Annotated in this window: 14 protein-coding genes; 9 read left to right on the forward strand and 5 right to left on the reverse strand. The window is 60.1% G+C overall.

Features of this window, described 5'->3' with window-relative positions; all coding sequences use genetic code 11:
* The first annotated feature begins 11 nt into the window (after positions 1-11).
* Positions 12-560, forward strand: coding sequence for an RNA polymerase factor sigma-70 (locus AB3226_RS06125; RefSeq protein WP_007894994.1), 549 nt, complete (start codon positions 12-14; stop codon positions 558-560).
* Positions 561-697: 137 nt separating this feature from the next.
* On the opposite strand, the gene AB3226_RS06130 is transcribed toward AB3226_RS06125, so the two are convergent.
* The 4 genes from AB3226_RS06130 to AB3226_RS06145 form a co-directional block, all read right to left on the reverse strand.
* Complete coding sequence (locus AB3226_RS06130) at positions 698-1,711, reverse strand: GNAT family N-acetyltransferase (protein WP_367372419.1); 1,014 nt, start codon at positions 1,709-1,711, stop codon at positions 698-700.
* Between the two features lie 148 nt (positions 1,712-1,859).
* Positions 1,860-2,699: a sugar-binding protein gene (locus AB3226_RS06135; RefSeq protein WP_367372420.1), complete on the reverse strand. Its 840-nt coding sequence runs from the start codon at positions 2,697-2,699 to the stop codon at positions 1,860-1,862.
* Positions 2,700-2,860: 161 nt separating this feature from the next.
* A complete protein-coding gene (locus tag AB3226_RS06140) occupies positions 2,861-3,655 on the reverse strand; it encodes a substrate-binding periplasmic protein (protein ID WP_367372421.1) in 795 nt (264 codons plus the stop codon).
* A 92-nt stretch (positions 3,656-3,747) separates the two neighbouring features.
* A complete protein-coding gene (locus AB3226_RS06145; RefSeq protein ID WP_367372422.1) occupies positions 3,748-4,374 on the reverse strand; it encodes a TetR/AcrR family transcriptional regulator in 627 nt (208 codons plus the stop codon).
* A gap of 178 nt (positions 4,375-4,552) precedes the next feature.
* Here AB3226_RS06145 and AB3226_RS06150 point away from each other — a divergent pair, with 178 nt between their 5' ends.
* The 8 genes from AB3226_RS06150 (at position 4,553) to AB3226_RS06185 (ending at position 14,046) form a co-directional block, all read left to right on the forward strand.
* On the forward strand, positions 4,553-6,355 hold the full coding sequence (locus AB3226_RS06150) for an acyclic terpene utilization AtuA family protein (protein ID WP_367372423.1): 1,803 nt from the start codon (positions 4,553-4,555) through the stop codon (positions 6,353-6,355).
* Positions 6,356-6,367: 12 nt separating this feature from the next.
* Entirely contained in the window at positions 6,368-7,282 is a 915-nt protein-coding gene (locus AB3226_RS06155) for an SDR family oxidoreductase (protein WP_367372424.1), read from the forward strand.
* A 2-nt stretch (positions 7,283-7,284) separates the two neighbouring features.
* Positions 7,285-8,901: a geranyl-CoA carboxylase subunit beta gene (atuC, locus tag AB3226_RS06160; RefSeq protein WP_367372425.1), complete on the forward strand. Its 1,617-nt coding sequence runs from the start codon at positions 7,285-7,287 to the stop codon at positions 8,899-8,901.
* A 134-nt stretch (positions 8,902-9,035) separates the two neighbouring features.
* Entirely contained in the window at positions 9,036-10,193 is a 1,158-nt protein-coding gene (atuD, locus tag AB3226_RS06165) for a citronellyl-CoA dehydrogenase (RefSeq protein ID WP_052963949.1), read from the forward strand.
* Entirely contained in the window at positions 10,190-10,987 is a 798-nt protein-coding gene (locus AB3226_RS06170; RefSeq protein WP_367372426.1) for an enoyl-CoA hydratase/isomerase family protein, read from the forward strand. The genes atuD and AB3226_RS06170 overlap by 4 nt, the downstream gene beginning before the upstream one ends.
* Positions 10,988-11,105: 118 nt before the next feature.
* Positions 11,106-13,067 (forward strand): acetyl-CoA carboxylase biotin carboxylase subunit, encoded by a 1,962-nt coding sequence (locus AB3226_RS06175; RefSeq protein WP_367372427.1) that lies wholly within the window; start codon positions 11,106-11,108, stop codon positions 13,065-13,067.
* A gap of 71 nt (positions 13,068-13,138) precedes the next feature.
* Positions 13,139-13,687: an exonuclease domain-containing protein gene (locus tag AB3226_RS06180; RefSeq protein WP_367372428.1), complete on the forward strand. Its 549-nt coding sequence runs from the start codon at positions 13,139-13,141 to the stop codon at positions 13,685-13,687.
* A 74-nt stretch (positions 13,688-13,761) separates the two neighbouring features.
* Positions 13,762-14,046 carry a pyrimidine/purine nucleoside phosphorylase gene (locus tag AB3226_RS06185; RefSeq protein WP_007895072.1) on the forward strand — a complete coding sequence of 95 codons (285 nt, stop codon included), beginning with the start codon at positions 13,762-13,764 and terminating at the stop codon, positions 14,044-14,046.
* A gap of 72 nt (positions 14,047-14,118) precedes the next feature.
* On the opposite strand, the gene AB3226_RS06190 is transcribed toward AB3226_RS06185, so the two are convergent.
* The gene (locus tag AB3226_RS06190; protein WP_367372429.1) at positions 14,119-14,925 is read right to left on the reverse strand and encodes an MOSC domain-containing protein; all 807 of its coding nucleotides are present in this window, start codon (positions 14,923-14,925) and stop codon (positions 14,119-14,121) included.
* Between the last annotated feature and the right edge of the window lie 55 nt (positions 14,926-14,980).

Genomic DNA, 14,980 nt, shown 5'->3' on the forward strand with positions numbered 1-14,980 from the left:
GGTGATTTCCAATGACGGAACAAGTATCCACAAGCAGGTGCGATTCACCGCTACTTCAGGCCTTCGTCGACAACCGACTGATTCTGGTCAAGATTGCCGCCCGCATCACCGGTTGCCGATCACGCGCCGAAGACGTGGTGCAGGATGCGTTCTTCCGGCTGCAATCGGCGCCGCAGATCACGTCGTCAATCAAGGCGCAGCTCAGCTATCTGTTCCAGATCGTGCGTAACCTGGCGATCGATCATTACCGCAAGCAAGCGCTGGAGCAGAAGTATTCGGGGCCGGAAGAGGAAGGTCTGAACGTAGTGATTCAGGGCGCTTCGCCGGAAACCTCGCATATGAACTTCTCGACCCTGGAAAACATTGCCGATGCGCTGACGGAGCTGCCCAGCCGCACCCGTTACGCTTTCGAGATGTACCGCCTGCACGGCGTGCCGCAAAAAGACATCGCCAAGGAACTCGGCGTCTCGCCAACCCTGGTGAACTTCATGATTCGTGATGCGCTGGTGCATTGCCGCAAGGTGTCGGGCAATCGTGCGGATACCTTTGCTCGTCGCTGAAATTTGCGTCACTCCATTCGCGAGCAAGCCCGCTCCCACATTCGACCGCATTCCTCTGAGAGAACTCGGTCACCTGTGGGAGCGGGCTTGCTCGCGAAGGCAGACTCAAGACCGCAACAGACCTTGAGCCATACGCATCAAGCCAACGAACACCGATCAAAAAACCGCTCACGCCCCAGCATCATCAGCGCAGCGCGCTTGTGCGGGAAGTCGAACTCTTTTTCGCAGTGGAAACACAGATTGTGCATATGCCCGATCATCTTCGCGTTGTCGGCGCGAGGCTCGGCGACCACCCGTTGAGTGCGTGGATCATCGAGAAACAGGTAGTGCACCAGCGCCGATAGCCAGCTCGCCACCTTGTGCGGGCCGCGGTGATGTTCTTCGCCCACCAGCATGTGAATGCCACGGTCGTAATCGCCGGCATCATAGAATGGCGCAATGCGATCTTCCTTGGCCCAATAGGCTTCGAAATAGGCAAACGGCTGATCATCGAAACAACCGATCAGCGTCAAGGTGTGCGGATCCGCTTCGAGCTTGCTCAGGTATTCGCGATGCTTCTGGAGACTGCCCTCCTCCTGCCAGAAACTCGCCACTCGCGGGCTGTTCTGCCAGCGGTTGAAACGCGCCAGGTCATGCTCGATTGCTACCGTGCGCAGGGAGACCCACGCACCGAGCTGCGCATCGAAGCGTCGATACACCTCACCACGGGGTTTCACTGCACGCAATGGATGGCGCTTGCCGCCGCTGATGACCATTTGCTGCGGATAGCTGCCGGTGCACGACTCACCCAGCCAAGGCTGGGGCAACTGCCAGAACAGCGTGCGTTCGCAGCGATACTGGCCGGTGACGTCGGTCGCAATCAGCAACCCGCTGAGCAAGGCTTCAGTGGGCACGTCATCGAGATGCCAGGTCAGACGCTGACAAGCCACGTCACGCGCAAACAGCCAATAGCAGGCCGCCCAGAAAGCCTGACCGTCAGGGCGGCCGAAGCGCTCCTCCAGCCGCAGATGCAACTCGGGCTCGCGGGTCAGTCGCAGTTCGATCAACGGTTGCCCTTGCAGGCTGAGACTCAGGCGGCTGGCGGTTTCATCGGCGACAAGACAGTTGCCTGACGGCAAGGCCAAGGTGGTCAGGTCATTCAGATTGAACATGGGGGGGCTCACGGTAATCGTCGACAGTTAACTGAGGGGACGTGAGCCAGGCTTGGAAATTTAACGAAAAACACCGCGAACCTTAACGAGCGTTCGCGGTGGCATGCACAGCCTGGGTCAGTTCCAGGCCATTGAGGTTGCGCTGGCGTTAGATCGACCTGACCCAGATTTCGCGGAAGGCATAGTCATTCCCGTTTCCGGTGGCGACATGGTTAACAATCTGCAACTCCATCTGCGACGCGCTCGCGGTAAAAGTGCCCTTGAGCGGCACCCAGGCTGTTGTCGGAATTTCCGTCGCGGGAGCAATGACTTGCTGTCCGCTATCGAGGGACAACACCGGAACTGCATAGCTGGTATTCCACCTGCGCACGGTCAACCCGAACTCATAGGATCGCCCCACTTCCAGCCCCTGATAGGTCTTTTTCAACACCGTGCCGTCAGAGTTGTTGGTGTAGGTGTTGTCGAATAATACGTAGATATCCCCATCTTTGGTGATGGTGAGATCCCGTGGATCAGTCGCAGCGTCCCCCCTCATCCAGCCATTCCAGTTATTGGTGCCGTCTTTTTCCGAGAAGGTCGTTTTGTCCTCAAAAGGCACGCGAACCTCAAGACACAATGTCGGGAACAACACCGGACAAGCACAACTGCCTCCATCCAGCGCAGCCTGAAAAACAAACGCGAGATGGCTCCCGTCTTTCAGGTCTTGCAAGGACGCCCAGGCAATATTCCGACGCCAGCCTTCCGCGAACTCTTGTTGCGTGACGGGCTCGGCATCAGCCACTCGAAGCATCACTGGCGAGCCATCGGCCTGTTGACCGCAGACATGCAACGTCGCCTTTTGATTGACCACCATGAACGGCCAACGCGCCACCTCGACCGTGACACCGGCCGAATCATCAGGCTTTTTCAGAATGAGTACATCATCGATAGCTTGCGCCACCACAGGGGAGGGAACGCAGGAGAGAGAAACCAACGAGGGGTTTGACATGGCAGAAATCCTTTCTGGATGAGACCAACCCCTCCAAGGGGTCGGTGCAGGAAAGGAGCTAAGACGGCGAAACGTCTACTGTCAAATCTGAGACTAATCGAATAACACGAAAGGCCGATGAATGGTCGTCTGCTTTCCCCAGATCTCAGAAACTGTCTCCGTCAGGGTTTGCCCACCGGCACCAGGGCAATTTTGTAGGGGTCGAAAATCTTCAGCATCTGGCCGTTGTTTCGCAGGCCTTGCAGCAACTTGCCGAATGCTTCGCCGGTAATCGGTGCCTGCGGGCGAATCAGCGCGTAATGGTGATAGACCTGATCGACGCGTTGCGATACCAGCAATTGCTCGCCGACTTTCTCGTTACGCAGCAGGTAATCGCTCAGGTAGGAACGTGTCACCAAGGCAATGTCCGCTCGCCCACGCAGCACCATCAGCAAGTTGCTGTCATGGGAATAAGTCAGCGAGGCCTTGTATGTGTCGGCCAGATACTTGGGATCGGCATTGAAATTGGCAAACTCGTAGTGATAGCCGCTGTACAGCGCCAGGCGCTTGCCCGCCAAATCCTTGAAGTAACTCTCATCGCGATCGGGTTTCTTCTGCGCGACGAATATTTCTGCATCTTCCAGCCCCATGTCGACGAGGGTGTGCTGGATGTCCTTCCAGCCCCAGTCCGGGTTCTCGAAAATCGCCATATCGACCCGGCCTTCCTTGAAGTCGTTAAAACGTCGAGGAATCGAGGTGGGCACCAGCTCAAACTGATAGTCGGTTTGCAACTGATTCAGCGCTTCCACCAGTTGCGGCAACAGCCCGGTGTCGGCACCGGACTCCGGGCGCACGGTATAGGGTGGAAAATGCGCGGCACCGACCCGCACCAATTGTGCAGCCTGAGAAGGCAACACGCAGCACACAGCAAGCACCGTCAGCAAAAGCCGCGACGCCGTTCGAATTGGTGAAGACATCAAAAGAGCCCACTCCCCAAAAAAATACTCATCAATGCATACAAGCTAGGCGGTTTCGCCAACTTAGCCAGTTTCTTGCCGAGATAGACGGCTCACTGCCGTTCTGCAAGTACCAGAATCAACGCCTCATCAGCCAATTGATCGAGGCTCATGCTGCCATCGGCATGAAACCAGGTGGTGGTCCAGGACAACGCGCCCGTCAGGAAACGGCGGGTGATGAACACGTCGCCACGGATAAAACCGGCGTCCTTGGCTTCGCCCAACACCTGCAGCCAGATGTCTTCATAAATATCACGCAGCGCCAGAACCTGCGCCTGGCCTTCCGCTGACAGCGAACGCCACTCATACACCAGCACTGCCATGGCCTCGCCGCTGCCGCCCATGATCGACTGCAATTCGCACCGAATCAACGCCAGAACCCGCTCTCGCACACTGCCGGCCTCGGCCAGGGCTGCGCGCATTAACGCGGTGTTGTAGCGAATGGTCTCTTCCATCACTGCCCGCAGGATCTCGTCCTTGCTTTTGAAGTGATGAAAAATACTGCCTGATTGAATACCCACCGCACTGGCCAGGTCACGCACGGTGGTGCGTTCATAACCTTTATGACGAAACAGGTGAGCGGCCACTTGCAGCAGTTTGCCGCGGGCGCTGTCCGGGTCGGTCAATTGGCCGCTGTCGACCAATTCGCGCATCACCCTCAGGGCTTTTTGCTCGTCCACCCGTTCTCTCCTACAGTCGATCAATCAATTGCGCCGCTGCCCGCTAAAACAGCGGGGTTGCGCGGGCAATTTAAGCTGGCGGGGGCGACCAAGCAAGCGCTTGGGCAGAAGATATTTCAGTCGTTTACAAACCAAGCGCTTGCTTGGTAGTCTCGAAGCACTTCTGTCGGAGGTGGTTATGGAATTGGCAGCGCCCAAAACAATCCGCATCGGTTGCGCCAGCGCATTCTGGGGCGACACTTCGACCGCCGCCGAGCAACTGGTGGAAGGCGGGCGGCTGGACTATCTGGTGTTCGATTATCTGGCCGAGATCACGATGTCGATCATGGCCGGGGCGCGGATGAAAGATCCGGGGGGCGGCTATGCCAGCGACTTCATCGAAGTGCTCAGTCCCCTCCTCAACCAGCTCGCGGAACAGAAGATCCGCGTCATCAGCAATGCCGGTGGCGTCAATCCACAGGCTTGCGCCGCTGCCCTGCAAGCGGCCTGTGACAAGGCCGGGGTCGCGCTGAAGATCGCCGTGCTATCGGGTGACGATTTGCAACCGCAGTTCAAACGCCTGAGCAGTCTTGGCCTCCATGAGATGTTCAATGGCACGGCCCTGCCGCCGCTATGCGTGTCGACCAACGCCTACCTCGGCGCGCCGGGCATCGTCGAAGCCCTGCGTCTGGGCGCCGACATTGTGATTACCGGGCGCGTGGTCGACAGCGCTGTGGTGAGCGCCGCGCTGGTGCATGAGTTCGGCTGGTCGTGGCACGACTACGACAAACTCGCCCAAGCTGCATTGGCCGGGCACCTTATTGAATGTGGCGCCCAATGCACCGGCGGCAATTTCACCGATTGGCGCGACGTGCCCGACTACGAACACATCGGTTTTCCGATCGTTGAAGTCGGCGCCGACGGCCAGTTTATCGTCAGCAAACCCGATGGTTCCGGCGGTCTGGTCTCGCCCCTGACGGTGGGCGAGCAGATGCTTTATGAAATCGGCGACCCGCAGGCCTATCTGCTGCCCGATGTGGTGTGCGATTTCAGTCAGGTCAAACTCGTGCAACAAGGCAAAAACGCGGTGCAGGTGCATGGCGCAAAAGGCTTGCCGCCGACCGATCAGTACAAGGTCAGCGCCACGTATCCGGACGGTTTTCGCTGTACCGCCAGTTGCCTGATTGCCGGGATCGATGCCGTGGCCAAGGCCCGACGGGTCAGCCAGGCGATCATCAACAAGACCTCGGAAATCTTCAGCCAGCGTGGCTGGGCGCCCTACAGCGAAGTGAACATCGAACTGCTGGGCAGCGAAGCCACTTATGGCCCTCATGGCCAGCGCCAGGACAGCCGCGAAGTGGTGATCAAACTCGCCGTGCGCCACCCAAGCAAACAGGCCTTGATTCTGTTTTCCCGGGAAATCGCCCAGGCCGCCACCGGCATGGCGCCGGGGTTGACCGGGATTGTCGGCGGGCGGCCGACGGTGTACCCGCTGATCCGATTGTTTTCATTCCTGATCGACAAAACGGCCTGCACCCTGGAAATCGACCTCGCCGGTGAACGCCACCCGTGCGCCCTGCCCGCCCTCGATGTACTCGACCCGGATGACTTGCCGATACCGTTCGAGCCGCCCCAACCCACAGAACGCGCCGACGCCAGCGTAGCCCTGATCAAACTCGCCGTGGCGCGCTCCGGCGACAAGGGCAATCATAGCAATATCGGCGTGATGGCCCGCCATCCCGACTACCTGCCGTGGATCGCCGAAGCGCTGACACCCGAGGTGATGGTCGACTGGATGAGCCATGTCCTCGACCCGATCCACGGGCGTGTCGAACGCTGGTATTTACCCGGCACTCAGAGCTTTAATTTTCTTCTGGAGAACGCGCTCGGCGGCGGTGGTGTGGCCAGCCTGCGGATCGATCCGCAAGGCAAGGCGTTCGCCCAACAACTGCTGGAGATCCAGATTCCGGTGCCGCAGCGCATCGCCGATCAGGTCAACTAGAGGACCGTCGCAATGGCTTATGACTCGATTTACAAACCCGACCTGTTCGCCGGCCAAAACATCATCGTCACCGGGGGCGGCAGCGGCATCGGCCGTTGCACTGCCCACGAGCTCGCGGCCCTTGGCGCGCAGGTGCTGCTGGTGGGGCGAAATGTCGAAAAACTGAAAAAGGTCGCCGCTGAAATCACCGAAGACGGCGGTAAAGCCAGTTGGCAGGTCTGCGATATCCGCGATGAAGACGCCGTCACGCAACTGGTCAGCGAACTGATCCGCAAACACGGGCCGATTCATGGGCTGGTCAACAATGCTGGCGGGCAGTATCCCTCGCCCCTGGCGTCGATCAATCAGAAAGGTTTCGAAACCATATTGCGCACTAACCTGGTGGGCGGTTTTCTGATGGCCCGTGAGGTGTTCAATCAGTCCATGAGCAAGCATGGCGGCGCCATCGTCAACATGCTCGCCGACATGTGGGGTGGCATGCCCGGCATGGGTCACTCGGGCGCGGCGCGCTCGGGCATGGACAACTTCACCAAGACTGCCGCGTTTGAATGGGGCTATGCCGGCGTGCGGGTCAACGCCGTCGCGCCAGGCTGGGTCGCCTCCAGCGGCATGGACACTTACGAAGGCGCGTTCCGGGCCGTGATCCCGACCTTGTGCGAACACGTGCCGCTCAAGCGCATCGGCACCGAATCGGAAATCAGCGCGGCGATTGTTTTCCTGCTCAGCCCGGCAGCCGCTTTTGTCAGCGGCAGCACGTTACGCATCGACGGTGCCGCCAGCCTCGGCGGGCGAGCCTGGCCGATGCACAAGGCGCAAAACAGCCATTCGTACAACGGCTTTCACCGCGCCTATTTACCCGAAGTACTCAGACCCGACGCGCTCAAACCAGACATATCCAAACCAGACGAGTTCAAGGACAAGGAGTAACCATGCCGGTCATCCAGTCCCAAGTCGACCCATTCAGCGAAGCGTTCGCCCGTAACCGGGCGGCCATGCTGGCCGGCATCAAGCAGGTCCGTCAGCTCGAACAGAACTTGCTGAGCAAAGCCGCCGAAGCCAAGCCCAGGTTCGACAAGCGCGGGCAACTGCTGCCCCGGGAGCGGCTTAACCTGCTGCTCGACCCCGGCGCGCCGTTCCTCGAACTGGCGAGCCTGGCCGGCTATAAGCTACACGACGACAAGGACGGCAGCTCGGCCGGCGGCGGTTTGATTGCCGGGATCGGTTACGTGTCCGGCGTGCGGGTATTGGTGGTGGCGAACAACAGCGCGATCAAGGGCGGAACCATTTCCCCCAGTGGTTTGAAAAAGTCTCTGCGCCTGCAACAGATCGCCATGGAAAACAAACTGCCGGTAATCACCCTCGCCGAAAGCGGCGGCGCCAACCTCAATTACGCGGCGGAGATTTTCGTCGAAGGCGCGCGCAGCTTTGCCAATCAGGCTCGGATGTCGGCCATGGGCTTGCCGCAAATCACCGTGGTCCATGGCTCGGCCACGGCGGGCGGCGCTTATCAGCCGGGGTTGTCGGATTACGTGGTGGTGGTGCGCGGCAAGGCCAAGCTGTTTCTCGCCGGGCCGCCGCTGCTCAAGGCCGCCACCGGTGAAGTCGCTACCGATGAAGAACTGGGCGGCGCCGAGATGCACGCGCAAACCGCCGGCACCGCCGAATACCTGGCCGAGAACGATGCCGATGGCGTGCGCCAGGTGCGCGAGATCATGAGCCTGTTGCCGTGGAACGATCAGCTGCAATGGTTACCCGAACGTCGGTGGGAAGAACCGCTCTACTCCATCGACGAATTGCTGGGTCTGATCCCGGATGACCCGAAAAAACCCTATGACGTGCGTGAAATCATCGCCCGGATTGCCGACGCTTCGAACTTCCTTGAATTCAAGGGCGAGTTCGACCAGCAAACAATCTGCGGGCATTTGCAGATTCAGGGTCGAGCCTGCGGCTTCATCGGCAACAACGGCCCGATTACGCCCAAAGGTGCGAGCAAGGCTGCACAGTTCATTCAGCTCTGCGACCAGAGCCAGACGCCCCTGCTGTTTTTCCACAACACCACCGGTTTCATGGTCGGCACCGAGTCGGAACAACAAGGGGTGATCAAGCACGGCGCGAAAATGATTCAAGCTGTGGCCAATGCGCGGGTGCCTAAATTGACGATCGTCGTCGGCGGTTCCTACGGCGCCGGCAACTACGCGATGTGCGGCCGTGGCCTCGACCCGCGCTTCATCTTCGCCTGGCCCAACAGCCGCACTGCGGTGATGGGTGGCGCTCAGGCCGGCAAAGTATTGCGGATCGTCACCGAAGCCAAACAGCTCAAGGATGGGTTAGTGCCCGACCCGAAAATGCTCGACATGCTGGAACAGGTCACCGCGCAGAAACTCGACAGCCAGTCCACCGCGCTGTATGGCAGCGCCAATCTGTGGGACGACGGGCTGATTGATCCGCGGGATACCCGCACGTTGCTCGGGTATTTGCTGGATATCTGCCATGAGGCCGAGGTTCGTTCGTTGCAATCCAATAGTTTTGGCGTCGCGAGGTTTTGATTGATCGTTCCCACGCTCTGCGTGGGAATGCAGCCCGGGACGCACCGCGTCCCAACGGCGGACGCACCGCGTCCATAGAGGCGTTCCTTTGCTGCGCATGGGAACGATCGGGTTCGTCAGGAGAACAATAAAAAATGATCTTCACCCAGGAACACGAAGCACTGCGCCGTACCGTCCGCCAATTCGTCGATCACGAGATCAATCCTCATGTCGATGAATGGGAAAAGGCTGGGCGTTTTCCGATCCATGAGATCTTCCGCAAGGCGGGTGACCTCGGTCTGCTGGGGATTTCCAAACCGGAAAAATTCGGCGGTATGGGCCTCGATTACAGCTATTCGATTGTGGCCGCCGAAGAGTTCGGCACCATTCATTGCGGCGGCATTCCGATGTCCATCGGCGTGCAGACCGACATGTGCACCCCGGCTCTGGCGCGTTTCGGCTCCGATGAGTTACGCGAAGAATTCCTCCGCCCCGCGATCACCGGCGAGCAGGTCGGCTGTATCGGTGTCTCTGAAGTCGGTGCCGGCTCCGACGTGGCAGGTTTGAAAACCACGGCCCGCAAGGACGGCGACGACTACGTGATCAACGGCAGCAAGATGTGGATCACCAACTCGCCGAGCGCCGACTTCATCTGCCTGCTGGCCAACACCTCGGACGACAAGCCGCACATCAACAAATCCCTGATCATGGTGCCGATGAACAGCCCCGGCATCAGCCTCAGCTCGCACCTGGACAAGCTCGGCATGCGCAGCTCGGAAACCGCCCAGATATTCTTCGACAACGTGCGCGTGCCGCAACGCAACCGCATCGGCCACGAAGGCGCGGGGTTCATGATGCAGATGCTGCAGTTCCAGGAAGAACGGCTGTTCGGCGCGGCGAACATGATCAAAGGCCTGGAGTACTGCGTCGACAGCACCATCGAGTACTGCAAGGAGCGCAAAACCTTCGGCAATGCGCTGATCGACAATCAGGTCATTCATTTCCGCCTGGCCGAACTGCAAACCGAAATCGAATGCCTGCGGGCGCTGGTCTATCAGGCCACCGAGCAATACATCAAAGGCCAGGACGTCACTCGCTTGGCGTCCATGGCCAAACTCAAGGCCGGGCGACTGGGGCGGGAAGTCAGCGACAGTTGCCTGCAATATTGGGGCGGCATGGGCTTCATGTGGGACAACCCGGTGGCGCGGGCTTACCGCGACGTGCGGCTGGTGTCGATCGGCGGCGGTGCCGACGAAATCATGCTGGGGATCATCTGCAAACTCATGGGCATCCTGCCGGGGAAAAAGAAATGAACACCCTTCCCGTTTGCCAGACCCTGTTGCTCGAACGACATAACGGCGTCCTGCACATCACCCTCAATCGCCCCGACAGTCGCAACGCCATGAGCTTGCAAATGGTCGCCGAACTGCGCGCGGTGCTGGCGGCGGTGCGGGATGACCGGCAGGTTCGCGCGTTGGTGATCGGCGGTGCCGGCGGGCATTTTTGTGCCGGTGCCGACATCAAGGACATGGCCAATGCCCGCGCTCAAGGCGCGACCGCCTACCGCGAATTGAACCGTGCGTTCGGCGCCTTGCTGGAAGAAGCCCAACACGCGCCGCAAGTGGTCATCACCGTGCTGCAAGGCGCGGTGCTTGGCGGTGGTTTCGGTCTGGCCTGCGTCAGTGACATCGCGATGGCCGATCATCAGGCGCAATTCGGCCTGCCGGAAACCAGTCTCGGCCTGTTGCCGGCGCAGATCGCGCCGTTCGTGGTGCAGCGCATCGGCCTGACCCAGGCCCGCCGACTGGCCCTGACCGCCGCACGGTTCGATGGCAACCAGGCGCGGCGGATGGGACTGGTGCATTTTGTCGAGCATGACCCGCAAGCCTTGGCCGAGCGCCTCGATGAGGTGCTGGCCCATGTGTTGTGTTGCGCACCGGGGGCGAATGCGGCGACCAAAAAACTCTTGCTGGCGAGTGCCGGGAAACTTTCGGATGGCCTGCTGGATCAGGCGGCCGAGTGGTTCAGTGAAGCGGTGACCGGGGATGAAGGGGTCGAGGGGACGATGGCTTTTGTGCAGAAGCGAAAACCGGGGTGGGCGCCTTAAAAGCATCGCGGGCAAGCCCGCTCCCACAGGGATTTGTGTCGTTCACAAAATCCTGTAGGAGCGAGGCTTGCCCGCGAAGAGGCCCATACATTCACCGCAAAAACCAAGGGAATATCCCATGCCCGCCTTCAGCAAAATCCTGATCGCCAACCGCGGTGAAATCGCCTGCCGCATCCAGCGCACCGCGCAAGCGCTGGGCTATCGTACCGTCGCCGTGTTCAGCGATGCCGACGCCGATGCATTGCATGTGCAGATGGCCGACGAAGCCGTGAACATCGGCCCGGCTCCGGTGCAGCAGTCTTACCTGAACATCCCGGCAATCATCGACGCCGCCCGGCGCACCGGTGCCGATGCTATCCATCCCGGTTACGGCTTCCTCTCGGAAAACGCAGAATTCGCCCTCGCCTGCCAACAGGCCTGCATCATCTTCATCGGCCCCAGCCCCGAAGCCATCGAACTGATGGGCAGCAAACGTCTGTCGAAACTCGCCATGATCAAAGCGGGCGTGCCCTGCATCAAAGGCTATCAGGGCAGCGAACAAGATGACGCGACCCTGAGCCGCGAAGCCGAACGCATCGGCTACCCGCTGATGATCAAGGCCAGTGCCGGCGGTGGCGGTCGTGGCATGCGTCTGGTCCACCGCGCTGGAGAATTGCTGGAGCAACTGCGTACCGCGCGTTCCGAGGCGCTGCATGGGTTTGGCAGCGACGAACTGATCCTCGAGCAAGCCTTGATCGACCCGCGTCATGTCGAGGTGCAGGTGTTCGGCGATCAGCACGGCAACCTGATCTACCTTGGCGAGCGCGACTGTTCGATCCAGCGCCGCCACCAGAAAATCATCGAAGAAGCGCCCTGCCCGGTGATGACCGCCGAGTTGCGCCAAACCATGGGGGACGCAGCGCTCAAGGCAGGACGCGCGGTGAATTACGTCGGCGCTGGCACTGTGGAATTCCTGCTGGATGCTCGCGGGCAGTTTTACTTTCTGGAGATGAACACCCGGCTGCAAGTGGAACACCCAGTGACAGAGCTGATCACCGGTCTTGATCTGGTGGCCTGGCAATTACAGGTCGCCGAAGGGTTGCCACTGCCGTTGCGACAGGAGCAGGTGCAGCTCAACGGGCATGCCATGGAGGTGCGCCTGTATGCCGAAGATCCGGCCCAGGGATTTGTGCCGCAAACCGGGCGAATCGTAGCCTGGGAACCTGCGTTACCGGGCGGCGTGCGGATCGACCATGGCCTGATCGAAGGCCACTCTGTCAGCCCGTTCTATGACCCGATGCTGGGCAAGCTCATCGCCCACGGCGCCACCCGCGAAGAAGCCCGGCGCAAGTTGCTGCGGGCGGTACAGGACAGCGTGCTGCTGGGCGTGCAAAGCAATCAGCGCTTGCTCGCCAGCCTGCTGGAACATCCACAGTTCATCAGCGGCGAGTTCAGCACCGGGTTCATCCCCACGTACTTCGCCGATCATCCTTGCCTGCATCCCCATGTGCCGAGCGCCGAAGAACTGGCCATCGCTGCGGCGCTGTTTTATCAGGCTTCAGCCCTGGCTCACCGCGCCCCGTTGGCCGGTTGGCGCAACAACGCCAGCGTACCTTTGCACTACCGAATCGGCCTGGAGGATCAGGATTGGCCGGTGGAATTGAACGCTGAACCTGGCAAACCCTACCGTGTTCAGGTTCGCACTCGCGCCCTCGAACTGAAGGTCATCGGATGCGACGGACGCTGGGCCATCCTGGAAATCGACGGCATCCGCCAACGCCATGCCTATCGCATCGATGCCGGGCAACTGTGGTTGTTCACGCGCCCCGGCAGCCTGCGGCTGGTCGATCGAACCCAGGCGCTGGTCAGCGGCCAGGCCAGTATCAGTTCCGGCACGCTCAAGGCGCCGATGGACGGGGCGATCGTCGATGTACTGGTCAGTGAGGGCAGTCCGGTCAGCAAAGGTCAGCTACTGGTGGTGCTTGAAGCAATGAAAATGGAGCATCCGCTCAAATCGGGTATCGACGGCGTGCTCAAACGGTTGCAGATCAAGGTAGGCGATCAGGTCAAAAATCGTCAGATTTTGTTAGAGGTCGAATAAGCCGCTAGGCGGATCCGCCGCGTTTGGCTACGCTCAAGCCCTATCAGGACGCGGATACCAGGAACCCTGCGATGCCTCACTGGTTGGTCATTGATCTGGAAGCCACCACCGATGAGGGTGGCTGGCCAGTAACAGAAATGGAAATCATCGAAATCGGTGCCACCCTCGTGGACCGCAAAGGCCAGGAACTGGATCACTTCCAGTGCTTCGTGCGCCCGCTGCGCCGGCCCTTGCTGACGCCGTTTTGCCGGGAACTGACCCACATCACCCAGGCCAATATCGATGCCGCACAGCCGCTCACCGAGATCTGGCCGTTGTTCGAACGCTGGCTCGGCCAACATCACGCACGCCTGGAAGGCTGGGCCAGTTGGGGCGATTACGACCGCAAACAACTGCTTCAAGACTGGCAGCGCCTGCAACTCGACAGCGCCCTGAGTCGGGTGCCGCACATGAACCTCAAGCAACGCTTCGCCAAGGCTCGTCGGCTCGAGCGCCCGCTGAACCTCAATGGAGCCTTGCAACTGGCGGGCCTGCAGTTCACCGGCCAGCAGCATCGGGCGCTGGAAGACGCGCGCAATACTGCGCGTTTGTTACCGCTGATTTTCCCGGCTAATCCTTGAGTGCAGGAGGTGACGCCTATCGACACCTTGTGCATACTGGCCGGCCCTTTTTAGCCCTTTTCGAGGAACCGCCCATGTTTAAAGTCAACGAGTACTTCGACGGCACCGTCAAGTCGATCGCCTTTGGCACCGCTGAAGGTCCAGCGACCATCGGCGTCATGGCACCGGGCGAATACGAATTCGGCACCAGCCAGCGTGAAATCATGCACGTGGTGTCCGGCGCCCTGACCGTCAAACTGCCTGACAGCGACACCTGGGAAACCTTCGCCGCCGGTAGCCAGTTCAACGTACCCGCCAACAGCAAGTTCCAGCTGAAAGTGGCCGTCGACACCGCTTACCTGTGCGAATACCGCGGCTAAAACCCTGGGTTTTCACTGCGACAAAAAAATGCCCGTGTCCTGGACACGGGCATTTTTCTTTTTGAAGGGCTTTTATTCGAGGATCGTCACCGGCATGCCGACTTCCAGGCGGCCATTGCCGTCGTTGACCAGGTTCTGACCGAACATCGCGCCGTCGGCCTCGGCGCGGTATTTCTGCAAGGTCGCCAGCGGTTCACGATCTTCGCTGCGTTCGCCGGTCTGCGGGTCGATGGTGGTCAGAATGCAGCGTGAGCAGGACTTGACCACGCGGAACTCGACATCGCCGATGCGAATGCGCTTCCAGCCATCTTCGGCATACGCCGCGCTGCCCTCGATCACCAGATTCGGCCGGAAACGCAACATCTCCAGCGGCCGCCCGACCTTGCTCGACAAGTCCTCCAGTGACGCCTGACCAATCAATAACAGCGGAAAACCGTCGGCAAAAGCCACCTGATCGTCGTCCTTGCCGTAACCGGACTGGGTGGTCCGTGCACGATCAAGCGGCACTTGCACCAGACGCGTCGGCTTGCCGATGAACTCACTGACCCAGGCACCCGCCGCATCGCCGGCATCGGGAACGCGCAACGTGTCGCGCCAGATGGTCACCCCTCGCAAATCGGCATCGCCGTCAGGCAACGCAATATCGATCGGTGAATGGTCCGGGGCACTGAGGGTCAAGCCGCCGTCGGCATTCCACAACGCCGACAACTGACTCATTTTCGCCACCGCGCGCTGGGTCAAAAAGCGCCCACTGGCCTCGTCCACCAGCATCCAGCGTCGATCGCCGTCCAGTCCCAACTTGTCCAGGCTGACCTTATTGAGGGTCTCGCCCTTGCCGGATTTCAACGGAAAACGATAAAGCGCGCTCAGACGCAGCATAGCCAGCTCCCTGGTGGGTAAAAACGCCACCCTATACGAGCTTGATTGCCGAATC

Source organism: Pseudomonas lini, from assembly GCF_964063345.1.
In the GTDB taxonomy this organism is placed as follows: Bacteria; Pseudomonadota; Gammaproteobacteria; order Pseudomonadales; family Pseudomonadaceae; genus Aquipseudomonas; species Aquipseudomonas lini_B.

Coding starts and splice junctions, on each gene's coding strand:
- AB3226_RS06185 (WP_007895072.1), top strand. CDS start 13,762: ATGTTTAAAGTCAACGAGTACTTCGACGGCACCGTCAAGTCGATCGCC.
- AB3226_RS06170 (WP_367372426.1), top strand. CDS start 10,190: ATGAACACCCTTCCCGTTTGCCAGACCCTGTTGCTCGAACGACATAAC.
- AB3226_RS06130 (WP_367372419.1), bottom strand. CDS start 1,711: ATGTTCAATCTGAATGACCTGACCACCTTGGCCTTGCCGTCAGGCAAC.
- AB3226_RS06190 (WP_367372429.1), bottom strand. CDS start 14,925: ATGCTGCGTCTGAGCGCGCTTTATCGTTTTCCGTTGAAATCCGGCAAG.
- AB3226_RS06155 (WP_367372424.1), top strand. CDS start 6,368: ATGGCTTATGACTCGATTTACAAACCCGACCTGTTCGCCGGCCAAAAC.
- AB3226_RS06140 (WP_367372421.1), bottom strand. CDS start 3,655: ATGTCTTCACCAATTCGAACGGCGTCGCGGCTTTTGCTGACGGTGCTT.
- atuC (WP_367372425.1), top strand. CDS start 7,285: ATGCCGGTCATCCAGTCCCAAGTCGACCCATTCAGCGAAGCGTTCGCC.
- AB3226_RS06135 (WP_367372420.1), bottom strand. CDS start 2,699: ATGTCAAACCCCTCGTTGGTTTCTCTCTCCTGCGTTCCCTCCCCTGTG.
- AB3226_RS06150 (WP_367372423.1), top strand. CDS start 4,553: ATGGAATTGGCAGCGCCCAAAACAATCCGCATCGGTTGCGCCAGCGCA.
- AB3226_RS06125 (WP_007894994.1), top strand. CDS start 12: ATGACGGAACAAGTATCCACAAGCAGGTGCGATTCACCGCTACTTCAG.
- AB3226_RS06180 (WP_367372428.1), top strand. CDS start 13,139: ATGCCTCACTGGTTGGTCATTGATCTGGAAGCCACCACCGATGAGGGT.
- AB3226_RS06175 (WP_367372427.1), top strand. CDS start 11,106: ATGCCCGCCTTCAGCAAAATCCTGATCGCCAACCGCGGTGAAATCGCC.
- atuD (WP_052963949.1), top strand. CDS start 9,036: ATGATCTTCACCCAGGAACACGAAGCACTGCGCCGTACCGTCCGCCAA.